The following is a 23,132-nucleotide window of genomic DNA, read 5'->3' as shown; positions in this document are numbered from 1 at the left end:
CGGCCTGAGCGGAGTCCCGCACGACGCAGGCGCGGCACGGCACCGGGCCGTCAGCGCAGGTCCGCGCCGGTGCCCGTGGTGTCCGCGGAGTCGCCGCCGCGCGCCACGCAGAGCGCCCAGATGATGAATCCGGACAGCGCGATCATCACGACGGACCAGACCGGGTAGTACGGCAGGGACAGGAAGTTGGCGATGATCACCAGCGCGGCGATCGCCACCCCGGCGCCGCGTGCCCACATGGCCGGCTGGAGGAGGCCGATGCCGACGACCACCGCGATCACGCCCAGGACCAGGTGGATCCAGCCCCAGCTGGTGAGGTCGAACTTGAACACGTAGTTCGGGGTCGTGACGAAGACGTCGTCCTGGGCGATCGCCATGATGCCCCGGAACACCGCGAGCAGTCCGGCGATCATGAGCATGACGGCGGCGAAGGCGGTCAGTCCACCGGCCCACGCCATCTTGGCGGTGTGGTGGTGCGAGTGGTGCGCGGGATGTGTGGCGGTCATGGGGCTGCCTCGATTCGTTCTCGGAGGGGGTGCTCAGCGCCCGTGGGCGGTGGGCACCGAGCCGGAGCCGGAGCGCTCGGCCGGCCCGTAGTCGCTCAGGACCAGTGCCTTGGCCCTGCGGAACTCCTCGTCCGAGATGTCGCCGCGGGACTTCATCTCGGAGAGCCTGGCCAGTTCGTCGACGCTGCTGCTCCGGCCGGGGCCGGTCTTGGCGGTCTGCCGGATGTACGACTCGAACGCCTTCTGCTGGTCGCGGGCCTGGGCGATCTCCCGCTGCCCCATCCCCTTGCCGCGGGCGATCACGTAGACGAGGACGCCCAGGAAGGGGACGACGATGCAGAGGGCCAGCCAGCCGGCCTTGGCCCAGCCGCCCATCGAGTCGTCGCGGAAGATGTCCACGATGACCCGGAACAGCAGGACGAGCCACATGATCCACAGGAAGAGCCACAACATCGTCCAGAAGGCGCTCAGCAGCGGATAGTCGTATGCGAGGTAGGTCTGCGCGCTCATGTACGTCCTCCGTCCACGGCGCCGGCCGGTCGGCCGGGCCCTGCCGTTCCAGCGTGCGCACGGCGGGCGCCGGGGTTCCTCACCCGGTGCGGGTGATCGTGCCCGGCGCCCGGGACCGCGGCCCCGTCACTCCGGCAGGCGACGCATCTCGACGACCCGCAGCCCCAGTGACAGGCAGCGGTTCAGCAGGCCGTACAGATGCGCCTCGTCGACGACGGGACCGAACAGGACCGTCTCGCCGGACATCGTCACGTGTTCCATCTCCGGGAAGGCCCGGGTCAGCGTCTCCGACATGGTCCCTTCGACGCGGATCTCGTAGCGCATGAGCCGTCTCCCGCCGCGGGTCTGCTGCGGTCTGTCCGTTCCGTGATCCTGCCCGCGCGTCCCCCGGCCGGCCTCACCCGGCACAGGTGAACCGGACCGGGGAGGGGCGCGGTCAGAGCAGCCCGCGCTCGCGGGCCCGGCGTACCGCGTCGCCGCGCCGGCCCACGCCCAGCTTCCGGTAGATGCTCTTGAGGTGCGTCTTCACCGTGTTCACGGAGACGTACAGATCGGCGGCGATCTCCTGGGTGGACATCATCTGCGCCAGCCGGCCGAGCACCTCGCGCTCGCGTCCGCTCAGCTCCTCGACGAGCAGCGGCGGGGAACCGGCGCCCGGGCCGTCGCCGTAGAGCCAGCCGGCGGCCAGGCCGTGCAGCGGCGGGGCGTCCAGGAGGCGGCGGATCCCCGGCCCGGCGTCGAGGAACGGGCGGCGCAGCCGGTCCCTGCGTGCCTCCAGAAGTGCCCGGGCGAGCAGCTTGCGGGCGGTGCCGGGGTCCCCCGCCTCGGCCGCCGCACGGGCCCTCAGCAGGACGGCCCGGACCGTGACGCCGGGGCCGGTCCGGGCATCCGCGCACAGCAGCCGGTCGGCCGTCGCCAGGGCGTCCTCGCGGTGACCGGCGGCGAGCCGCATCCACGCGGCCTCCGCGGCGCACAGGGGGCCGGCCAGGCCGTCGAGCCCGTCCAGCGCCTCGGCGGCGATGCCGGTGCGGCCCTCGGCGAGCAGCACGGCCGCCGTGGCCAGGGCCGTGTTCGCCATCGCCCAGGGGGAGGGCACCCGGGCCGCCACGGCAGGGTCGGCGGCGTGCGCGGCGCCGGCCGGGTCGCCGAGGGCGAGCCGCAGCCGGCCGCCGGCGAGGGCGCGGCAGGCCTCGGTCACCGGGTCGGGAGCGCCCGCGCCTGGAGCGGACTCGGCGGCCTCGTCCAGCAGGGCCCGGGCCCGCTCCAGCTCGTCGCGGTCGACGGCGACGGCGGCCAGCACCAGCTGGCCGAGGCCGGCGCCGGGGAACGGGCGTCCGCCGCGGCTCCGGGTCGCCTCGGCCGCGGCCAGGGCCCGGCTCTCCGCGCGGTCGAGCCGGCCGTCGAGGTAGTCGATCAGCGCCAGGTGGCCGAGGCAGTCCTCGCGGGGCAGTTCGGTCAGGGCGTCACCGGGCAGCTCGGCCACCTCGGTCAGGGCGGCCCGCGCCGCGTCGAAGTGCCCGGCCCAGACCCGGGCCGAGCCCAGGTGGGTGTGGAGGAGGGCGGTGATTTCGGGATGTCTGGCGAGGAGGCGGGCGGGCACCTCGTGGCGCAGCCGCTCGGCCGCGGCCACCGCCTGCTCGGCCCTGTCCGGCGCGCCGGACAGCCTGGCCGCCAGGGACTCCAGGAGCGTGTGGCTCAGCCGGGCCGCGGCGGCGGCCGCACCGGTGGCGGGGCTCTCCGCCGCGCGGCCGAGGTGGGCCAGTGCGTGGTCGAGGTCGTACTCGGCCAGCCCGCGGGCCGCACGCACCAGTTCCACGGCCGCTCCGGTGGCTTCCGGGCCCATGGCGGAGAACAGCTCGGTGAGATCGTCCGCGCCCGGACCGGTGAGGAGCCGGCCGACGGCCAGGTCCTCGACGAGGGTGCCGGCGGCGCACTCCCAGTCGCCCGCCGCCGCACCGTGGGCGAGCGCCTCGGGTACGGCGCCGTGGGCCCGCAGCCACCACGCGGCGCGTCGGTGCAGTTCGGGTTCGAGCCGCGGCGAGCGGGCCCCCAGGTGGACCCGGAGGATCTCCCCGAACAGCGGATGCAGCCGGTAGCAGGAGTGTCCGAGGTCCTCGACGAAGGCGTTCTGCCGGCACAGCGCGGCCAGCAGCGGACCGGCGTCGGGCCGGCCGGTCAGCGCCTCCGCCAGCTCGGGCCCGAACCGGTCCAGGACGCTGACCCGCAGCAACAGGTCCTGTGTCGCGGGCGGCTGCCGTCCGACCACCTCGGCGAGGAGGAAGTCCGCGATGGTGCCGTGGCCGGCCTCGAACTCCTTGAGGTACGTCTCCGGGTCCGCGCTCTGCTGCGCGGCCAGAGCGCTCAGCCGCAGGCCGGCCGCCCAGCCCCCGGTGCGCTCCACCAGGGCGCGGGTGGCGTCGGCGGGCAGCCGCAGGCCGTGCCGGGCCAGCAGGTCGGCCGCCTCCTCGGGGGTGAAGGCCAGCTCCTGGTTCCTGATCTCGGTCATGGCCGCCGCGGCGCGGTAGCGGTGCAGGGGCAGCAGGGGTTCGGTGCGGGTGACGAGGATCAGCCGCAGGCCCGGTCCGGCGTGGCGCAGAACGAACTCGAGCTGCTCGGCGGTCTCCGGGGCGGTCTGCCGGTCGAACTCGTCGAGGACGAGGATCGCCGGCCGGTCGCGGCCGCTGAGCTCGTCGGCGAGGCGGGCCAGCAGCCGGTGGTCCACCGTGCACGGGCCCCCGGGAGGGCCGGCGGTCCCGGCCGGCGGCCGTGTTCCGGCGCTGTGCAGGGCGTGCAGGACATGGGCCCAGAACAGGCCGCTGCCCTGGTCGCCCGCCTCGCTGGTGAACCAGGCGACCGGTCGGCCGAGCCGGGCGGCCCAGTCGGCGACGAGGAGGGTCTTGCCGGCGCCGGCCGCTCCGTTGACCATGGTCAGCGGGGTGTCGAGGGCCTGGTCGAGGTGTGCGGTGAGCCGGGGTCTGCGGACGAAGGTGGCGGGTCTGGCCGGCACCGCGAACCGGGTGCGCAGAAACGGCTCCCCCAGGGGGTCGGCGTACCCGAGGGCCGGTCCCCGTGCGCTGTCGTCCCTCGCGGCCACAGAGATCACCTCCCGTGTCCGGTCGACCGTGGTCGGCGCGTCGCACGATCAGGATCCCAGTGTCGGGGCCGGCGCGCAGGGCGTCAGGGCGCCGGCGCCCGCGGCTCCCGGCTCGGCGGCGGACTGCCGAGGCGGTGGGCGAGGAACGGCTCCTGGGCGAGGACCGCGCCGGTGCTGACACTGACGGTGGCGACCAGGCAGACCACGATCAGCCAGGACAGCACCACGAACACCGAGCCCACGGGGCCGTACTCGGCGACGGTGCGGTCGAGGGTCAGCGGCAGGTAGAGCTGGGCGGTCGCGCTCAGGGCGGTGAGGGCGGCCGCCGTGACCAGGGCGCCGGGCAGCAGGGGCCGCCAGCCGATCCGGCCGCCGAGGAGCAGGTGCTGGGTCCACCACCAAAGGCCGGTCTGGCAGACGAGGGTGACCGGGACGCCCAGCCAGACGCCCAGGCCGAAGCCGTTGTGCAGGGTGCCTTCCAGCAGCAGGGCGCCGATCCACAGGAAGAGCCAGGCCACCCAGCGCCACGGCGCGATCCGGGGGCCGCCCCGGGGGATCTCCCAGGCGCGCTTGCACAGCCGTTGCACGGCCCGGCTGACGGCCGTGGCCGAGATCAGCGCCATGAGGCCGCCGATCACACCGGTGGTCTGCCGCAGGTCTTCGTTCGGCGGCTGCATCAGCTGCTGGATCCCGGTGTCGACCGGGCCGGACAGCCCGAAGGCCGAGCGCAGGGAGTGCAGCAGCTGGTCCCGGAGGACCGGTGGGGCGTAGGCGGCGAAGACGAAGAGCAGCGGGACGGCGGTCAGGAAGCACTGGGCGGCCAGGCGGGTGGCGGTGTCGAAGATGTTCACGGACACCAGCCGTTCGGCGAGGTGTGTGACGACCGGGAAGCGGGCCTCCGCCCGCCGGTGCGCGGCCTTCGCGGCGGCGACCAGGCGCGCGGTCCGCGCGCGCCACCGGGACACGGCGGACCGGCGCGCTCCGGACCCGCTGTGCGGCCTCCGCCCGCTGGCCGGCATCGCCTGCTCCTCTCCCTGCCGCCTCCCTGCCGTCCAGGGTGCGGGGCGGGCGGTGCGACGGCACCCCGTGCCGTCAGGGCAGCTGCCGGGCGAACGCCTCGTAGGCCCGCTCGTCGAAGAGCACGAACCGCACCTCCTCGACGGCCGTGTCCGCCTCCTGGACGGTCGTGACGGCGATCCGGGCGCCGTCGTCCATCGGCCAGCCGTAGATCCCGGTGGAGACCGCGGGGAACGCGACCGTGCGGGCGCCGAGCTCGTCGGCGCGGCGGAGGGACTCGCGGTAACAGGAGGCCAGCAGCTCGGAGCGGTCCTCGCCGGCGGAGTGGACGGGGCCGACGGTGTGGATGACCCACCGGGCGTCGAGGTCGCCGGCCGTGGTGGCGACGGCCTGGCCGGTGGGCAGGCCCTTGCCGTAGTGGCCGGCGCGCAGCCTGCGGCAGTCCGCGAGGATCGCGGGGCCGCCGCGGCGGTGGATGGCGCCGTCGACGCCCCCGCCGCCGAGCAGGGAGGAGTTGGCCGCGTTGACGATCGCGTCGACGCTCTGCCGGGTGATGTCGCCCTGGACGAGGGTGATACGGGTCATGACTGTCGCAGCCTCCTCCACACGGCCTTCGCCGCGTTGTGCCCCGACATGCCGTGCACGCCGGGTCCCGGCGGGGTGGCCGACGAGCAGATGAAGACGGCGGGATGCGGGGTGCCGTAGGGGAACAGGGAGAGCTTGGGGCGGAGCATGATCTGCAGGCCGGAGACCGCGCCGGTGCCGATGTCACCGCCGACGTAGTTGGCGTTGCGGGCGGCCAGTTCGGCGGGCCCGGCGGTGGCGCGGGCCAGCACGCGGTCGCGGAACCCCGGGGCGAAGCGCTCCAGTTGACGCTCCATCACCTCGGTGAGGTCACCGCCCCAGCCGCTCGGCACATGGGCGTACGCCCAGAAGACGTGCTTGCCCTCGGGGGCGCGGGCCGGGTCCACGACACTCGGCTGCACGGTGATCATGAACGGCCGGTCGGGGGCGCGGCCCTCGCGGGAGGCGGCACGCAGGGCGGTGCCGATCTCCGTGCTGTCCGCGCCGATCTGCACGGTCCCGGCGCGGCGGGCCTCCGGGGCCGTCCACGGGACCGGGCCGTCCAGCGCGTAGTCGATCTTGAAGACGCCCGGGCCGTACCGGTAGTCCCGGTAGTAGTTGCCGAGGCCCGCGATGCGGGCCAGGGCGGTGGGCGAGGTGTCGAAGACGTACGACCGGGCGGGCGGCAGGTCGTCGAGGCGCTTGACCTCGTAGTCCGTGTGGATCGCGCCGCCGAGGTCCGTCAGGTACGCGGCGAGGGCGTCGGAGATGGCCTGGGAGCCGCCGGCCGCCACCGGCCAGCCGCGGGCGTGCGCGGCGAGCGCGAAGACCAGGCCGACGGCGCCGGTGGCGAAGCCGCTCAGCGGGGCCATGACGTGGGCGACGAGTCCGGCGAAGAGGGTGCGGGCCCGCTCGTCGCGGAAGCGGCGCATCACCAGGGCGGCGGGCGGCAGCCCGGCGAGGCCGAACCGGGCGAGGGTGACCGGGTCGCGGGGCAGCGCGGTCAGCGGCAGGGACATGAAGTCCCGGGCCAGGGTGTCCCACTTGGGCAGGAACGGCTCGACCAGCCTGCGGTAGGTGCCGGCGTCACGGGGCCCGAAGGAGGCCGCGGTCTCGGCGACGGAGCGGGCCAGGACGGCCGCGCTCCCGTCGGGGAACGGGTGGGCCATCGGCAGGTCCGGGTGCAGCCACCTGAGGCCGTAGCGGTCCAGGGGCAGGGCGCGGAACGCGGGTGAGTTGATACCGAGCGGGTGGGCCGCGGAGCACGGGTCGTGCCGGAAGCCGGGGAGGGTGAGCTCCTCGGTGCGGGCGCCGCCGCCCACGGTGTCCCGTGCCTCGAAGAGCGCCACGGAGAAGCCGCGCCGGGCCAGCTCCACGGCGGCCGTCAGGCCGTTAGGCCCCGCCCCCACCACGACCGCATCGAGCATCGACGGCACCTTCGGACCCCTTCGTCAGCCGATGGCCACTCGGGTTCAGGATATGCCGGGGGACTGACACTCCCCTCGCTCGGGTCACCAGTGCGGGTTCAGCAGCAGGTCCACGATCCGGTGGGCGGTGGCGGCGTCGCGGGCCGCGGTGAACGGCAGGGCGTTGTCGCCGGTGATCCGGAACGGCTCGCCGGCGATCGTGAGGTGGGCGCCGCCCGCCTCCTCGACCAGCAGCAGCCCTGCCGCGTGGTCCCAGGCGGCCTCCCAGCTGAACGCGGTGGCGTCCAACTCGCCGCGGGCGACGGCGAGATACTCCAGGCCCGCGGAGCCGCAGGGGCGCGGGGCGAAGCCGTCGATCCACAGCGGGAGGAGGGCGCGCTTCTGCGCGTCGGTCGTGTAGTCCGGGTGGGAGGTGGCGACGCGCAGGTCCCGGCCCGCCTCGGGCGCGCCGGCGAGCAGCCGCTCGCCGTCCAGGAAGGCGCCCTTCCCCCGTACCGCGGTGGCGAGTTGCTCTCGGGCGGGGGCGTAGGTCCAGGAGGCGAGCAGGACGCCCCGGTGGGCGAGCGCGACCAGGGTGCAGAAGCCGTCCTCGCCGCGCACGAACTGGCGGGTGCCGTCGACCGGGTCGACGATCCACACCGGCGCGTCGCCCTGAAGCGCGTCGTAGGTCTCCGGGTCGGCGTGCACCGCCTCCTCGCCGACCACGACGGAACCGGGCAGCAGGGCGCCGAGCTCGGCGGTGAGGTACCGCTCGGCGAGCCGGTCGGCGTCGGTGACCAGGTCGTGCGGGCCGCTCTTCTGGTCGACCTCGTGGTCGGCGAGCCGCCGCCAGCGGGGCAGGATCTCGGTCCGGGCGGCCTTGCGGATGGCGTCCTCGACGTCACCGGCGTGCTGGAGGAGAAACTCGTCGATGGTCTCCGTTGCTTCGATCATGCCTCCATGAGAGCACGCGTCACTGACAACAATCCCCACGGGTCGGATGTACGACACATGGAATACGGACGAACAGGCGGTGCCGACGGCCGGTGTGCCGTCGGCGGACGGAGCGGGCCGGCGGAGCCGCGTCAGCGTCCGACCGCGTAGCCCTGCATCCCGCGCGGGTTGGCCGCCGCCGACAGCACACCGGTGTGCGGGTCCCGGGCCACCGCGCACAGGCGGCCCTCCGACCAGCCCGGCCCGACCGTGACGTCGTGGCCGCGCCGCCGCAGCTCCGCGACGACCTCGTCGTCCGTGCGGGACTCGACGGTCACGCTCCCGGGGCGCCGGCCGCGCGGGTAGAAGGAGCTGGGGAAGCTGTCGTTGTGCCAGTTCGGGGCGTCGATCGCGCCCTGCAGGTCGAGGCCGCCGCGGACCTCGCCGCGTAGCGCGACGGCGAGGAGGAAGTGCAGCTGCCACTGGTCCTGCTGGTCGCCGCCGGGCGTGCCGAAGGCCAGCACCGGGACGCCGTCGCGCAGGGCGAGCGAGGGGGTGAGGGTGGTGCGCGGGCGTCTGCCGGGCGTGAGGGAGTTCGGCAGGCCCTCCTCCAGCCAGGCCATCTGGAGCCGGGTGCCGAGGGGGAAGCCCAGTTCCGGGACGACGGGGTTGGACTGGAGCCAGCCGCCGCTGGGCGTGGCGGCGACCATGTTGCCCCAGCGGTCGACGACGTCCAGGTGGCAGGTGTCGCCCCGGGTGGTGCCGTCGGCACCGACCTGCGCGACCGTCGGCTCACCGGCGCCCATCGGGTCGAAGCCGCTGTTCCTCCCGGCCTCCACACGCGCGTGCCCGGGCAGCCGGGGCTCGCGTCCGCCGGGGCTGCCCGGCCGCAGCTCCTCGGCGGCCTTGGCGCCGATCAGCTCGCGCCGCCCGGCGTTGTAGGCGTCCGAGAGCAGCTCGGCCAGCGGTACCTCGGCCGCGTCCCCGTACCAGGCCTCACGGTCGGCCATGGCGAGCTTGCAGCCCTCGATCAGGAGGTGGACGTAGTCGGCCGAGCCGTAGGCGGGCAGTTCGGGCGGCAGCAGGGCGAGCTGCTGGAGCAGGGCGGGGCCCTGGCTCCAGGGGCCGGCCTTGCACACGGTCCAGCCGTTCCAGTCGTACGAGACCGGGCTCTCGTAGCCCGCGGACCAGGCGGCCAGGTCGGCGGCGGTGAGGGTGCCGGTGTGCCGGGTGCCGCTGGTGTCCATGGTGGGTCGGGCGGCCTGCCGTACCAGTGCCTCGGCGATGAAGCCGGTGCGCCACACCTCGCGGGCCGCGTCGATGCGGGCCTCGCGGTCCCCGGCGCCGGCGGTCTCGGCGAGCAGCCGCTTCCAGGTGGCGGCGAGGGCGGGGTTGCGCAGCAGCTCGCCGGGGCGGGGGGCCCGGCCGCCGGGCAGGTAGAGCTCCGCCGACGACGTCCACTCGGTCTCGAACAGCTGCCGGACGCTCTCCACCGTGGCGCCGACGTTCTCCACGGCCGGGTGCCCGTGCTCGGCGTAGCCGACGGCGTACTTCAGGACCTCGTCGAGCGGCTTGCTGCCGTGGTCGCGGAGGAGCAGCAGCCAGGCGTCGAAGGCGCCGGGTACGGCCGCGGCCAGCGGCCCGGTGCCGGGGACGAGGTCCAGCCCGAGCCCCCGGTAGTGGGCGACGTCCGCGCCGGCCGGGGCCACGCCCTGTCCGCAGAGCACCCGCACCTGCCCGCCGGCCGGGGCGAGCAGGATCGGCACCTCGCCGGCCGGCCCGTTGAGGTGCGGCTCGACCACGTGCAGGACGAAGGCGCCGGCGACGGCCGCGTCGTACGCGTTGCCGCCGCTCTCCAGGACCGCCATCGCCGACTGGGAGGCCAGCCAGTGCGTGGACGAGACCATGCCGAAGGTGCCCTGGAGGGTGGGACGGGTGGTGAACTGCATCTGTCACCTCGCTGTGCGCACGGCCGGGCCAGGTGTCTGGCGGTTACATGCTTTCACGGCCGTGGCGGGGCGAACCCCCTCCAGGGGGCCCGCCTCTCCCCGTCACTTGTCCGAGTCGGGCTTGTTCGTCGCCGCCGCGTACGCCTGGGACGGGGTCATCGGGATCCCGTTGAGGCTCACCGTCTTGTACTGGCTGACCTTGGCGCAGGTCTTGGAGTCGTCGGCGGTCGAGGCGTTGGCGTTGGAGACGGCCGCCTTGGTGTCTCCGGAGCTGGCCGGGTAGGAGGTGCCGCTGCTCCAGTCGCTGCCGATCACCAGGACCACGCCGGTGCCGCTGCCCGACTTGATGTGCGAGCCGGGAATGTCCAGGGCCTTGGCGACGGTCTGCGCCTCGGCCTTGTCGCCGCTGCCGTAGGTCACGGTGGTCGTGGCCGCCGAGGCCGGGGCGTTGGCCGTGCTGGTGCCGGTGCTGAAGCCCTGGGAGATCAGGGAGTTCGCGATGGCGGAGGCGCGGCCCGTGATGTCGGTGCCGTTCTCGACGGTCACGGCGATCTGGGAGGCGGGCACGGTCGCGGTGGGTGTCGGCTTCGCGGTCGCCGAGGCCGCCGACGACTTCTTGCCGGAGCTGGTGGTCAGCGACTGGTCGTTGGCCATGGTGGCGAACAGGTCCTTGGCGCCCGCGCCGACCACCACACGGTTGCTGTTGTTCGGGTCGGGCGCGGTCTGCATGGTGGTGAAGGTCATCCGCTTGGTGGGGACCTTGTTCACGTCGGCCGCGAGCGAGATCAGCTTCTTGACGCTGTCGAGGTCGTCGTCCACGGTCAGCGCCTTGGTGGCCGCGTCGGCGAGCTTGTAGACCGCGGTCGGGTCGGTGAGGGTGCCCGCGCTCTTGAACTTGCGGATCATCGCGCTGAGGAAGATGTGCTGCGAGACGGTACGGCCGAGGTCGCTGCCGTCGCCGAAGCCGTGCCGGGAGCGGACGAACTCCAGCGCGGCCTCGCCCTTGAGGGTGTGGCTGCCCTTGGACAGCTTCAGGTGCGAGTAGGTGTCGTACACGTTGTTGTTGACGCACACGGAGACACCGCCGACCGCGTCGGACATCTTGACCACGCCGGAGAAGTCCAGTTTGACGAAGTGGTCGATGGGGACGCCGGTGAGCTGGTGCACGGTGGCGACCTGGCAGGCGGCGCCGTACTGGAGGGCGCTGTTGACCTGGCCGTAGTAGCCGGAGGTGGACTGACCGCCGGAGCTGTCCTTGCAGGCGGGGACGTCGACCATGGTGTCACGCGGGATGCTCATGACCGTGGCGTTGGAGCGGTCGGCGGATATGTGGACGACCATCTCCACGTCCGCGTTGCCGTTGCCGGTCTGGACGCCGGTCTCCTTGCAGCCGCCGCCGAGCTTGCAGTCCGCCGAGCTGGTCCGGCCGTCCGAGCCGATCACCAGGATGTTGATCGGGGTGCGGCCGAACGCGTCGGCCTTCTCGGTGCCGCCCTTGCCGTCGAGGGAGACGCTGTTGATGTTGCCGTTGAGGTGCTGGTAGAACCACCAGCCCGCGCCGGCCGTGACCAGCACCAGGAGCGCCGTGCACAGGCCCACGATCTTCAGGACCCGCTTGCCGCGGCCGGCCGACTTCGCCCGCCTGGAGCCTCGGCCGCCGCGGGTCTTCGCCGCCTGCCGGGCGGCGGCCCGGCCGCCGGTCGGCCGCGTCCCGTCCGGCAGGGCCCCGCGCTGTCCGGGCACCCGGTCGGTGCGGCTGCGCGTGGCCTGGCCTCCCGGGCCGTCCCACGGGTCGGTCATCTTCCACTCCCATGAACGGTCGGGTCCGTCTGCGGGTACGGTCGGGCAGGTCGGGCGCCCGCGGCGGGTTACGGGCAGCCGCGAGGTGGGCCCATTTGGGTTGCGTGATTGCGCAATCTAACAAACCCACAGCCCCGACAGCACAAGCCCCACCCGAATTCACAGGTGAGGCATCTCATGAAACCTCCGGGACACACTCGCCGTCCGCCCCCGCACACCGAGCGGGATCAGCTCGGTCAGACGCCGGCCTCGTACAACCGCCGCACCGGCACCGGGGCCTGGTGCGAGCGTGCGGTCAGCTGTCCGACGGTGACCCGCACCACGGTCACGATGTCCGGATCGTCCACGTAGTAGACCTGCCGCCGGCCCTCCCGGCGGGACCGCACCAGACCGGCCAGCCGGAGTTTGGCCAGGTGCTGACTGACCGCCGGCAGGGCGCCGCCGACCCGGTCGGCGAGGCGCGTCACGTCGCTCTCCCCCTGGGACAGCGCCCACATGATGTGCAGCCGGGCCGGCGAGGCGAGGAGCCCGAACACCGCGGCCGCCTCCGTCAGCACCCCGTCGGAGGGGTCCGTGAAGCCGTCGCTGGTCTCCCCCACGGCGTACTCCCCCTCACAGTCTCGGCACGGACGCCCACTCAGTGTAGGCGTACGGTCACCGCACCCCGCAGGACCTCTCCGCAATGTCCGCCACGTGTTCCCCGCATTGTCCTGGGTGCGTGACAGATCGTCGACGGCCCGGCGTCAGGCGTGTCCGGCGACCGCTCCCGTTCCTAAGCTTGCGCAACAACGCAACTCAGCGGAGCAGCACCCCGCGGAGCGGCGGTGTCCGTGACGCAGCACCCGTACTGGAGGACAACGAACGTGGGCATCATCGGCTGGATCGTCCTGGGTCTCCTCGCCGGAGCCATCGCCAAGATCCTGCTGCCCGGCCGGGACCCGGGTGGCCTGATCGGCACCACCCTCATCGGCGTCGCGGGGGCCTTCGTGGGCGGCTGGCTCTCCTCCCGCTTCCTCGACCGCCCGGTGGAGAAGCACTTCTTCGACCTCTACACGTGGGGTGCCGCGATCGCCGGCTCCCTGGTCCTCCTCATCGGCTACCGGCTGCTGTTCGGCAACTCGCGCGACTGAGTGGCGGACGGGCCCGACGGTGACTCCGGTCACTCTCACGGCCGGATGCAGTCACGACATTCCGGATGTACGGGGACCGCGGACGGACGACATTCCGGATGTAGGGGGACGGCCAGCGGCCGCTGTCGACAGCGGCCGCTGGCCGTCCCGCAGGCAAGGCAGGGATTCCACTTCCGCCCCACAGGGACTCGTGTGAAACTGGCGTCCCGTCCGCGGTGCGGACCACTCCGCACACCGTCCCCCAGCGAGAAGTGCGACTTGCGTTCTCTTCCACTGCCGCTCGCCCTCACCGCGCGCCTGACGCCGGTCGCCGTGCTCGCCTGTGCCGGCTGGGCGATGGCGTCGGGCCCGGACACGACGACGTCCACCAGTGCATCAGGCGACACCTCGGCCCAGCAGTCGGGGGGCCAGTCGGCGGGCGACTCCCCGTCGACGTCCTCCGCCTCCACGACCGCCACCAAGGCGTTCTCCGCCGCCCCCGCGCCCTGCGGCAGCATCCCGGTGGCCACCATCAAGTCGCTGGTGCCCGGCGCGAAGACGGCCGGCAAGGAGATCCCCTCCACCGACACCAAGCTGCGCCGCACCTGCTCGTGGAACGCGCTCAAGGGCTACGACTACCGTTGGCTCGACGTCTCCTTCGAGATCATGGACTCGAACGCGGCGGCGGCCAAGGAGTACAAGGACCGGGTCGCGGAGAAGAGCGGTGGCGGGGCCGTGCCGGGGCTCGGCGACAACGGCTACTCGGTGGTGAACCTGACCACCGAGGACAAGCAGCAGACCCGCGAGGGCGTGGTGATGGCCCAGGTCTCCAACGCGCTGGTGGTCGTCACCTACAACGGCAGCGACTTCGAGAACAAGAAGGCGCCCAGCACGGACGTGATCAACAAGGGCGCCATCCAGGCGGCGAAGGCCGCGGTGACGGCGCTGAAGGGCAGCCAGTAGCCGGACTGGCCGCCCTTCGTGCGCACTCCTCCCGCTGTCACGCCTCCTTGGGCGGCACCAGCCGGCTCAGCCCCAGGTACAGCACCAGGGACGTGCCGAGGCCGACCGCCCAGCCGTAGTCGGCGAGCGAGGACAGGGCCGGGATGGGACGGCCGTCGATCAGGGGTTTGAAGCTGGCGCCGCCGATCGCGAGGACGCCGCCGACGAGGAAGGCCACGACGGCCCGCCAGTTCCAGCCGCCGTCGTACCAGTAGCGGCCGCCCGTGCGGTACAGGTCGGTCAGGTCGAGGCGGGTGCGGCGCAGGATCCAGTAGTCGGCGACGAGGATGCCGGCGACCGTGCCGAGCAGACCGCCGACCAGGCCGAGCCAGGTGAAGATGTAGCCCTGCGGGTCGGAGTACAGCTTCCACGGGAAGATCAGTACCGCGAGGACCGAGGTGATCAGTGCGCCGGTGCGGAAACTGATCTTCCGGGGCGCGATGTTGGAGAAGTCGAAGGCGGGCGAGACCAGGTTCGCCGCGATGTTCACGGAGAGCGTCGCGACGAGGACGGTGACCAGGGCGTAGAGCAGGCCGACCACGTTGTCCGTCTTGGCGGCCAGCTGCACCGGGTCCCAGATCGGCTGCCCGTAGACGGCCTGCGATCCGGAGGTCACCAGGACGGAGAGGAAGGCGAAGAGGGTCATGGTGGTGGGCAGGCCGAGGGCCTGGCCCCGGGTCTGCGCCTTCTGGCTCCTGCCGTACCGGGTGAAGTCGGGGATGTTCAGGGACAGCGTCGACCAGAAGCCGATCATGCCCATCAGGGACGGCCAGAAGATCTTCCAGAAGCCGCCGCCCCAGCCCAGCTTGGAGGGCTGGTCGAAAAGCGGGCCGAGACCGCCGGCCTTGTTGCTCATCCAGATCAGCATCACGACGGCGCCGACGATGACGAAGGGCGCGGCCCAGTTCTCGAAGCGGCGGATGGTCTCCATGCCCCGGTAGATGATCGCGACCTGGAGGACCCAGAAGAGCGCGAACGACAGCCACATGGTCCAGGCGTAGCCGCCGATGTGCGAGGCGTTCGCCCAGCTGTCGCCGATCAGCTTGCCGGCCAGGAAGTAGATGGCCTCGCCGCCGATCCAGGTCTGGATGCCGAACCAGCCGCAGGCCACCAACGCCCGCACGACCGCCGGGAGGTTGGCGCCGCGCACGCCGAAGGAGGCGCGGGCGAAGACCGGGAAGGGGATGCCGTACTTGGGTCCGGCGTGCCCGGTGAGCAGCATCGGGACGAGGACGATCAGGTTGGCGAGGGCGATGGTGAACACGGCCTGTTTCCAGTCCATGCCGACCGCGATGAGCCCGGAGGCCAGGGTCCAGGACGCCGTGTTGTGGGCCATGCCGACCCAGAGGGCGGAGAAGTTGTACGTGGTCCAGGTGCGCTTGACGACGGGGACCGGCAGCAGGTCCTCGTTGGCGTACGGACCGCTCGGCGGCGGGGAGCCCGGGGTGAGCTCGACGCGCCCGTCGGGGAGGGCGACTTGACCGGACAGGGGTATGGCGGAGGGAGCGGTGTCGGTCATGGGCAGGCCAATCGGGGGTGAGATGGGACGGGAAAGGCCGTGCGGGCGGGGCGGGGGGTACGCGTGTGGGGTGCGCCCTGGCCCCCTTCCCGGGAGGCGGGAAGGGGGAGACCAACTGTCAGGAGGGAGCTAGCCGTTGACGGCCGGGATGATCTTCGTCCCGTACGCGTCGATGGTGGCCTCCTGTGCGTCGTGCATGTCGTAGACGGCGAACTGGTCGACGCCCAGCTCGCGCAGGGCGGCCAGCTTCTCGATGTGCTTCTCCGCCGGGCCGATGACGCAGAAGCGGTCGACGATCTCGTCGGGGACGAACTCGGTGTCGGGGTTGCCGCTGCGCCCGTGGTGCGAGTAGTCGTACCCCTGGCGGGCCTTGATGTAGTCGGTGAGCTCGTCGGGTACCGCGGCGGAGTGCTCGCCGTACTTGGCGACCAGGTCGGCGACGTGGTTGCCGACCATGCCGCCGAACCAGCGGCACTGGTCGCGGGCGTGGGCGAGGGCCTCGGGCGAGTCGTCCTCGGTGACGTAGGCGGGAGCGGCGACGCAGATCCTGACCTCGGACGGGTCGCGTCCGGCGGCGACGGCCGCCTCCTTCACCGCCTTGACCATGTACTCGGTGAGGTAGAGGTCGGAGAGTTGGAGGATGAACCCGTCGGCCTCCTCACCGGTCATCTTCAGGGCCTTCGGGCCGTACGCGGCCATCCAGACGGGGAGTTCTGCGCCCGGCTTGACCCAGGGAAACCTGATGACGGTCCCGCCGAGGTCGGCCTCGCCGCCGCTGCCGAGGGCGCGGATGACCTTCATGGCCTCGCTGATCCGGGCGAGGGTGTTGGGCTTGCGGCCGGCCACCCGCATCGCGGAGTCGCCGCGGCCGATGCCGCAGACCGTGCGGTTGCCGAACATGTCGTTGAGGGTGGCGAAGGTGGAGGCGGTGACCTCCCAGGTGCGGGTGCCCGGGTTGGTGACCATGGGCCCGACCGTCAGCTTGCTGGTGTTCGCGAGGATCTGACTGTAGATCACGAACGGCTCCTGCCAGAGCACCGCGGAGTCGAAGGTCCAGCCGTAGCGGAAGCCGTTGCGTTCGGCCCGTTTCATCAGGCTGATGACCCGGGAGGCCGGCGGGTCGGTCTGCAGGACAAGTCCGAAGTCCATGGGCGCCTCTCCTAGTTGAGGTACTGACAGGTGGAGCGCGGGGTGTAGACGCCGTGCCCGGCGTGTCCGGTGTACTCCCGCTCGGTGATGACGGGTTCGCCGCGCGAGAGGACCGTCTCGACGCGGCCGGTGAGGCGCCGGCCCTCGTACGCCGAGTAGTCGACGTTCATGTGGTGGGTCTCCGCGGAGACGACCTGCTCCGCATGGGGGTCGTAGATGACGACGTCGGCGTCGGCACCCGGGGTGATGGTGCCCTTCTTCGGGTACATGCCGAACATCCGGGCCGGGGCGGCGCAGGCGATCTCGATCCAGCGGCGGCGGCTGATGTGCCCGTCGACGACGGCCTGGTGGAGCAGGTCCATCCGGTTCTCGACGCCGGGCAGGCCGTTGGGGATCTTCGAGAAGTCGCCGCGGCCGAGCTCCTTCTGGCCGACGAAGCAGAAGGGGCAGTGGTCGGTGGAGACGACCTGGAGGTCGTCGGTCCTGAGGCCCTGCCAGAGCTTGGCCTGGTGCTCCTTGGGGCGCAGGGGCGTCGAGCACACGTACTTCGAGCCCTCGAAGTCGGGCTCGGCGAGGTTGTCGGTGGAGAGGAAGAGGTACTGGGGGCAGGTCTCGCCGAAGACCGGGAGCCCCTCGTCGCGGGCCCGCGCGAGCTCGGCGACCGCTTCCATGGCCGAGACGTGCACGACGTAGAGGGGCGCGCCGGCGACCTGGGCGAGCTTGATGGCCCGGTGCGTGGCCTCGGCTTCGAGGAGGGCCTTGCGGACCTCGCCGTGGTAGCGGGGGTCGGTCTCGCCGCGCGCCAGGGCCTGTTCCACGAGGACGTCGATGGCGATGCCGTTCTCCGCGTGCATCATGATCAGGCCGCCGTTCTCGGCGGAGCGCTGCATGGCGCGCAGGATCTGGCCGTCGTCGGAGTAGAAGACGCCCGGGTAGGCCATGAACTGCTTGAAGGAGGTGACGCCTTCCTCGACGAGGAGGTCCATCTCCTTCAGCGTCTCCTGGTTCACGTCGGAGACGATCATGTGGAAGCCGTAGTCGACGGCGCAGTTGCCCTCGGCCTTGGCGTGCCAGGCGTCGAGGCCCTCGCGCAGGCTGTGGCCGACGCTCTGCACGGCGAAGTCGACGATGGTGGTCGTACCGCCCCAGGCGGCGGCCCGGGTGCCGGTCTCGAAGGTGTCGGAGGCGAAGGTGCCGCCGAACGGCAGCTCCATGTGGGTGTGGGCGTCGACGCCGCCCGGGATGACGTACTTGCCGGTGGCGTCGATGGTGCGCTCGGCGGTGAAGGCCTCGGCGGCGGGGGTGCCGGTCGCCGCGAGGGCGGCGATGCGGCCGTCCTCGATCAGGACGTCGGCGTGGATCTCGTCGGACGCGGTGATGACGAGTCCGCCACGGATTACTGTCCGGCCGGTCATGGGGTCCTCTCCTTCGTGGTCATGTGCGGGTCCGACGTGGCTGATGGCGCAGTTCCTCCCCCAGCCTTCGGCCGGGGGACCCCCAGCGCCCCTGCCGGAACGCGGTCGACGCGGCCTCTACGGCGCGGTGATCGGGCCGTACGCGTCCGGGCGGCGGTCCCGGAAGAACTGCCAGCGGTCGCGGACCTCGCGGAGCTTGGCCAGGTCCAGGTCGCGGACGACGAGTTCGGTCTCCTTGTCGGAGGCCACCTCGCCGACGAACTGGGCCTCCGGGTCCACGAAGTAGGAGGTGCCGTAGAAGTCGTTGTCGCCCAGGTCCTCCACGCCGACCCGGTTGATCGCGCCGACGAAGTACTCGTTGGCCGCGGCCGCCGCCGGCTGCTCCAGCTGCCAGAGGTAGCGGGAGAGCCCGCGCGACGTGGCCGACGGGTTGAAGACGATCTCGGCGCCCGCGAGGCCCAACGCCCGCCAGCCTTCCGGGAAGTGGCGGTCGTAGCAGATGTAGACGCCGATCTTCCCGACGGCCGTCTCGAAGACCGGCCAGCCCGCGTTCCCCGGCCGGAAGTAGAACTTCTCCCAGAATCCGGGGACCTGGGGGATGTGGTGCTTGCGGTACTTGCCGAGGTACGAGCCGTCGGCATCGATCACGGCGGCGGTGTTGTAGAGGATGCCGGGCTGCTCCTCCTCGTACACCGGCAGGATCAGGACGAGGCCCAGTTCGCGGGCGAGGGCCTGGAAGCGCTGGACGACCGGGCCGTCCGGGACCTGCTCGGCGTACTCGTAGAAGGCCTTGTCCTGGACCTGGCAGAAGTAGGGTCCGTAGAACAGCTCCTGGAAGCACAGGACCTGCGCGCCCTGCGCGGCCGCGTCGCGGGCCGCCTGTTCGTGGACCTGGATCATCGACTCCTTGTCGCCGGTCCAGGCGGTCTGGAAGAGGGCGGCACGAATCACTCGGCTCATCGGGACCTCCGGTCGCTCGGTGTGCGAGAAGGCTAGAAAGCCCGGAAGTCCTCTTTGAGTTGCATCGTGTCACGTCTGCGGGCGCCCGGCGTGGCACCGTGTCACGCTGCCGTCCGCCCATGTTTCACCGCCGTTTTCCCAGGTCGTCGCATGTTTCACTGCTGTTGCGCGTCGTGCGCGAGGAGTGCGATGTGCACCGAGGCCGCCTGCTCGAAGTCGTCGAGGTCGACGCCGAGCCGGGTCTGTATCGCCTCCAGGCGGCGGTACAGCGCGGGGCGGGAGACGTGGTGGAGCTGGGCGGTGCGGGACTTGTTGCGGCCGGTGGCGAGGTAGGTCCGCAGGACGCCGAGCAGGTCCTGGTCGGTGCCGTTCCCGCACAGCAGGCCGTCCAGCTCGCGCTCGGCGAAGGACTGGACCTGCGGGTCGTCCCGCAGCAGCCGGATCAGGCCGCGCAGGTGGACGTCCTTGAGGCGGACGACGGCCGGCAGGTCGAGGGCGGCGGTGGTGTCGGCGACCGCGTCGGCCACGTGCTGGGCCTCGCGCAGTCCGACGGGCACGTCGTCCCAGACGGTACGGGCGCCCGCGGCGGCCACCACCGCCCGGGGCCCCGCCGACTCGCCGTGCAGCCGGGCGGCGAAGTGCGCGGCCAGGGCGTCGGCGTCCTGGTCGCGGGCGAGGCTGAGCAGGACGGCGGTGGTGCGCTCGGTGAGTTCGGCGACGAGTCCGGGCAGGCCCAACAGGCGCAGGATCCGCTCCAGTTGGGCCGGTCCGGCGTCCCGTACGACGAGGGGGACGAAGGTCCGCCGGTTGACCGGGAGGCCGGCCGCCCGGGCCCTGGGCAGCAGCTGGCGGGCCGGTACGACCCCGGAGACCAGGTCGGTCAGCAGGCTCTGCGCGGACTGCTCCTCCCAGGTGTGGGCGGAGCCGCCACCGAGCATGCGGTGCAGCACGAGTGCCTCGGCGCCCCGCTCGGCCAGCAGCCGGCCGGTGGCGGTGTCACCGCGGTAGCCGCAGAGCATGATCTGGCCCCAGCGTTCGCCCCGGCCGCCCAGTTCGGCACGGATCCAGCCGTCGGCCGCGCCGCCGCCGGCCTGCCGTGCGATGCGTTCCCAGTCCCGCAGCACGTCGTCCACGGCGGACCGCTCCCCCGCGGTGGCGAGGACCCGGTGCGCGAGGTTGGTCACGACGACCGGGCAGGCGCTGTGCACGGCGACTTCGTCGAGGAGCCGCTGGAGGGGGGCGGCGGCCGTGATGAGGCCGGTGAGGGCGGTGCGGACGGACTCGGAGAGGCTGACGGCGGCGAACTTGCGCCGGACCAGCCGGGACTGGACCTCCTCCGTCAGCTCGGCGAAGGGGAAGGGGCGGTGCAGGACCACCAGAGGGAGGCCGCAGCGGTCCGCTGCGCGGCGCATGGCGTCGGGTGGGGCGGGGAAGGCCCGGCCGAGACCGAGGACGACGGCCGCCGCCTCGGCCCGGTGCAGGGACTGGATGTACTCGGCCTGCTTGTGCTCGTCGCCGGCGAGCAGGACGCCGGTGGTGAGGACCATCTCGCCGCCGGTGAGCATGACGCCGACGTCGGGGGCCTCGGCGACGTGCACCCAGCGGACCGGGCGGTCGAGGTGTACGGCTCCGGCCACCACCTCGGGGTCCCCGGCCAGGACCCGTTCCAGGGCGAGGATCTGGCGGACCGACAGTATGGGGTCTGTGGTGTTCGGGGGATCCCAGGTGGCGGTCATCTTGCGTGGTCCCTTGGTCAGGTGCGGTGCGTGGGGAGCCCTGCAGGCCGGTGGGGGCTGGTCGCGCAGTTCGCGCCCCTGGAAGCAGGGGGCTGCATGGCCCCCGTCAGGGGCGCTGGGGGTCCCCCCGGCCGAAGGCCGGGGGAGGAACTGCGCGACCGGCCACGACGGCGCCGCAGTCGGCACACGGCGGAACGCCTAGTACGCCCTCCGCAGCGCCTGTTCGAGGATCGCCGCGCCCTCCTCCGCCTCCGCCACCGTCAGGGACAGTGGCGGGGCGATGCGCAGCGCGCTCGTGTTGTGGCCGCCGCCCTTGCCGATGAGGAGACCGCCTTCACGGGCCGCCTCCAGGACGGCCGAGGCGGACTTGGGGTCGGCCTCGTCGGTTCCGGGCTTGACCAGTTCGACGCCGATCATCAGGCCGCGGCCCCGGACCTCGCGGACGCCGGGCAGTTGAGCGGCGACCGAGCGGAGGCGTTCGATGAGGAGGCCGCCGACCCGGCGGGCGTTGCCCTGGAGGTCGTGCTCCAGGAGGTACGACAGGTTGGCGAGGCCCGCGGCCATCGTGACCTGGGTGCCGCCGAACGTCGAGATGCTGTTGGAGTCCAGGCAGTTCATGATCTCGGAGCGGGCCACCACACCGCCGATGGAGCTGCCGTTGCCGATGCCCTTGGCGAAGGTGAGGATGTCCGGCGGGCCGCTCTGGCCGTGTGCCTGCCAGCCCCAGAAGTGCTCGCCGGTACGGCCCCAGCCGGTCTGCACCTCGTCGGCGATCCAGAGGATGCCCTGCTCCTGGAGGACCTTGCGGAAGGCCGCGTAGAGCCCGTCGGGCGGGGAGGTGAAGCCGCCGACGCCCTGGATGGGCTCGGCGATCAGCGCGGCCGGCGCACGGGTGTGGCCGAGCAGGTCGCGCAGGTCGTCGACGCAGGCCGCGATGAAGTCGCGGTCGTTCAGCTCGGCGAACGGGCCGCGGGTGCGCACGCCGCCGTGGACGTACAGCGTCTGCAGCGGGGACAGGGAGGTCGGGGACCAGCCCTTGTTGCCGGTGATGCCGACCGAGCTGAAGGAGCGGCCGTGGTAGCTGTTGCGCATCGCCAGGACGGTGTTGGTGCGCCGGTAGGTCGTGGCGAGCAGCAGGGCCGTGTCGTTGGCCTCGGTGCCGGAGGTGGTGAAGAAGACCCTGGCGTCCGGGATGCCGCTCAACTGCGCGATGCGTTCGGCCAGTTCGACCATGGGGCGGTTGAGGTACAGGGTGGAGGAGTGGATGATCCGGCCGGCCTGCTCGCTCACCGCCTTCGTCACCTCGGGCAGCGCGTGCGCGGTCATCGTGGTGAGGATGCCGCCGAAGAAGTCGAGGTAGCGGTTGCCGGCCGCGTCCCAGACGTGCCGGCCCTCGCCGTGGGTGATCTCCAGGGGCTCGTCGTAGTAGAGAGCCAGCCAGTCGGGCAGGACCTGGCGGTGGCGGGCGAAGAGGTCGTTCACGGCTGTACCAGCCCTTCGTAGGCGTCGGGACGGCGGTCGCGGTAGAAGGCCCACTGCTGCCGCACCTCGTCGATCAGGTCGAAGTCGAGGTCGCGGACGACGAGTTCCTCGCCCTTGTCGCTCGCGACCTCCCCCACGAACTGCCCACGTGGATCGACGAAATAGCTCGTCCCGTAGAAATCGTTGTCCCCGTACTCCTCCTGGCCCACCCGGTTGATGGCGGCGACGAAGTACTCGTTGGCGACGGCGGCGGCCGGCTGCTCCAGCTGCCAGAGGTAGGCCGACAGACCGCGCGAGGTGGCCGACGGGTTGTAGACCAACTGGGCGCCGTTGAGGCCGAGTTGCCGCCAGCCCTCGGGGAAGTGGCGGTCGTAGCAGATGTACACGCCGACCTTGCCGACGGCGGTGTCGAAGACCGGCCAGCCGGCGTTCCCGGGCTTGAAGTAGTACTTCTCCCAGAAGCCCTTGACCTGCGGGATGTGGTGCTTGCGGTACTTGCCGAGGACGGTGCCGTCGGCGTCGATCACGGCGGCGGTGTTGTAGTAGAAGCCGGACTGCTCGACCTCGAAGACCGGGACGACGATCACCATGCCGGTCTCGCGCGCGAGTTCCTGCATACGACGGGTGGTGGGGCCGTCCGGGACCGGCTCGGCCCAGCGGTAGTGCTCGGGGTCCTGGACCTGGCAGAAGTAGGGGGCGTTGAAGACTTCCTGAAATCCGATGATCTTCGCGCCTCGGCGGGCCGCCTCGCGGGCGTGTTCCTCGTGTTTCGTCACCATGGACTCGGTGTCGCCGGTCCAGGTGGCCTGGACCAGAGCGGCGCGTACGACGTTGGCCATGAGCTGCTCCTTCTACGCCCGTAGAGGGTCGAAAGTAGGCCTCCTCGGAGTCCTTGCCAAGACCATCGTCGTTAAGCCGCCGAGTCGATCGCGTTTCTAACCTGGCTGGCGGATGCGGGGGCCGTCCCGGGAGCGCCGATTC

20 protein-coding genes are annotated in these 23,132 nt (G+C 72.3%); 2 read left to right on the top strand and 18 right to left on the bottom strand.

Features of this window, described 5'->3' with window-relative positions; genetic code table 11:
• Nucleotides 1–50 precede the first annotated feature (50 nt).
• From AB0472_RS28930 to AB0472_RS28880, 11 genes are all read right to left on the bottom strand, one after another.
• Nucleotides 51–506 carry a hypothetical protein gene (locus AB0472_RS28930; protein ID WP_366360489.1) on the bottom strand — a complete coding sequence of 152 codons (456 nt, stop codon included), beginning with the start codon at nt 504–506 and terminating at the stop codon, nt 51–53.
• 33 nt (nt 507–539) lie between these two features.
• Nucleotides 540–1,016, bottom strand: a complete 477-nt coding sequence (locus AB0472_RS28925; RefSeq protein WP_366360488.1) for an SHOCT domain-containing protein — start codon at nt 1,014–1,016, stop codon at nt 540–542.
• 126 nt (nt 1,017–1,142) lie between these two features.
• Nucleotides 1,143–1,340 (bottom strand): hypothetical protein, encoded by a 198-nt coding sequence (locus tag AB0472_RS28920; protein WP_089107713.1) that lies wholly within the window; start codon nt 1,338–1,340, stop codon nt 1,143–1,145.
• A 112-nt stretch (nt 1,341–1,452) separates the two neighbouring features.
• Nucleotides 1,453–4,110 carry a LuxR C-terminal-related transcriptional regulator gene (locus AB0472_RS28915; protein ID WP_366360486.1) on the bottom strand — a complete coding sequence of 886 codons (2,658 nt, stop codon included), beginning with the start codon at nt 4,108–4,110 and terminating at the stop codon, nt 1,453–1,455.
• A gap of 83 nt (nt 4,111–4,193) precedes the next feature.
• Nucleotides 4,194–5,075: a YhjD/YihY/BrkB family envelope integrity protein gene (locus AB0472_RS28910; RefSeq protein WP_366360484.1), complete on the bottom strand. Its 882-nt coding sequence runs from the start codon at nt 5,073–5,075 to the stop codon at nt 4,194–4,196.
• 127 nt (nt 5,076–5,202) lie between these two features.
• Nucleotides 5,203–5,712, bottom strand: coding sequence for an O-acetyl-ADP-ribose deacetylase (locus AB0472_RS28905; RefSeq protein ID WP_366360482.1), 510 nt, complete (start codon nt 5,710–5,712; stop codon nt 5,203–5,205).
• Entirely contained in the window at nt 5,709–7,118 is a 1,410-nt protein-coding gene (locus AB0472_RS28900; RefSeq protein WP_366360480.1) for an NAD(P)/FAD-dependent oxidoreductase, read from the bottom strand. The genes AB0472_RS28905 and AB0472_RS28900 overlap by 4 nt, the downstream gene beginning before the upstream one ends.
• A gap of 84 nt (nt 7,119–7,202) precedes the next feature.
• Nucleotides 7,203–8,051, bottom strand: a complete 849-nt coding sequence (locus tag AB0472_RS28895) for an inositol monophosphatase family protein (RefSeq protein WP_366360478.1) — start codon at nt 8,049–8,051, stop codon at nt 7,203–7,205.
• 131 nt (nt 8,052–8,182) lie between these two features.
• Nucleotides 8,183–9,979, bottom strand: coding sequence for a gamma-glutamyltransferase (locus AB0472_RS28890; RefSeq protein WP_366360476.1), 1,797 nt, complete (start codon nt 9,977–9,979; stop codon nt 8,183–8,185).
• Nucleotides 9,980–10,081: 102 nt separating this feature from the next.
• Complete coding sequence (locus AB0472_RS28885; RefSeq protein WP_366360474.1) at nt 10,082–11,779, bottom strand: LCP family protein; 1,698 nt, start codon at nt 11,777–11,779, stop codon at nt 10,082–10,084.
• Nucleotides 11,780–12,015: 236 nt separating this feature from the next.
• A complete protein-coding gene (locus AB0472_RS28880; RefSeq protein WP_366360473.1) occupies nt 12,016–12,378 on the bottom strand; it encodes a metalloregulator ArsR/SmtB family transcription factor in 363 nt (120 codons plus the stop codon).
• 264 nt (nt 12,379–12,642) lie between these two features.
• Here AB0472_RS28880 and AB0472_RS28875 point away from each other — a divergent pair, with 264 nt between their 5' ends.
• Both AB0472_RS28875 and AB0472_RS28870 read left to right on the top strand, forming a co-directional pair.
• Entirely contained in the window at nt 12,643–12,909 is a 267-nt protein-coding gene (locus AB0472_RS28875; protein ID WP_366360511.1) for a GlsB/YeaQ/YmgE family stress response membrane protein, read from the top strand.
• A 258-nt stretch (nt 12,910–13,167) separates the two neighbouring features.
• Complete coding sequence (locus tag AB0472_RS28870) at nt 13,168–13,851, top strand: hypothetical protein (protein ID WP_366360471.1); 684 nt, start codon at nt 13,168–13,170, stop codon at nt 13,849–13,851.
• A gap of 37 nt (nt 13,852–13,888) precedes the next feature.
• Here the strand turns inward: AB0472_RS28870 and AB0472_RS28865 are convergent, their stop codons facing one another.
• From AB0472_RS28865 to AB0472_RS28835, 7 genes are all read right to left on the bottom strand, one after another.
• A complete protein-coding gene (locus tag AB0472_RS28865; RefSeq protein ID WP_366360469.1) occupies nt 13,889–15,409 on the bottom strand; it encodes an NCS1 family nucleobase:cation symporter-1 in 1,521 nt (506 codons plus the stop codon).
• A 129-nt stretch (nt 15,410–15,538) separates the two neighbouring features.
• The gene (locus AB0472_RS28860) at nt 15,539–16,558 is read right to left on the bottom strand and encodes a TIGR03842 family LLM class F420-dependent oxidoreductase (RefSeq protein WP_366360467.1); all 1,020 of its coding nucleotides are present in this window, start codon (nt 16,556–16,558) and stop codon (nt 15,539–15,541) included.
• Nucleotides 16,559–16,569: 11 nt separating this feature from the next.
• Complete coding sequence (hydA, locus tag AB0472_RS28855) at nt 16,570–17,973, bottom strand: dihydropyrimidinase (protein ID WP_366360465.1); 1,404 nt, start codon at nt 17,971–17,973, stop codon at nt 16,570–16,572.
• A gap of 117 nt (nt 17,974–18,090) precedes the next feature.
• Entirely contained in the window at nt 18,091–18,933 is an 843-nt protein-coding gene (locus AB0472_RS28850) for a nitrilase-related carbon-nitrogen hydrolase (RefSeq protein WP_366360463.1), read from the bottom strand.
• 155 nt (nt 18,934–19,088) lie between these two features.
• Nucleotides 19,089–20,669 (bottom strand): PucR family transcriptional regulator, encoded by a 1,581-nt coding sequence (locus AB0472_RS28845; protein ID WP_366360461.1) that lies wholly within the window; start codon nt 20,667–20,669, stop codon nt 19,089–19,091.
• Between the two features lie 198 nt (nt 20,670–20,867).
• Nucleotides 20,868–22,151: an aspartate aminotransferase family protein gene (locus AB0472_RS28840; protein ID WP_366360460.1), complete on the bottom strand. Its 1,284-nt coding sequence runs from the start codon at nt 22,149–22,151 to the stop codon at nt 20,868–20,870.
• Complete coding sequence (locus AB0472_RS28835) at nt 22,148–22,990, bottom strand: nitrilase-related carbon-nitrogen hydrolase (RefSeq protein WP_366360458.1); 843 nt, start codon at nt 22,988–22,990, stop codon at nt 22,148–22,150. Before AB0472_RS28835 ends, AB0472_RS28840 begins: the two co-directional genes overlap by 4 nt.
• Between the last annotated feature and the right edge of the window lie 142 nt (nt 22,991–23,132).

Source organism: Streptomyces sp. NPDC086777, assembly GCF_040702065.1.
Taxonomy (GTDB): domain Bacteria; phylum Actinomycetota; class Actinomycetes; order Streptomycetales; family Streptomycetaceae; genus Streptomyces.
The sequence above is the reverse complement of the archived record's forward strand: the minus strand, read 5'-3'. Positions and strand labels throughout refer to the sequence as shown.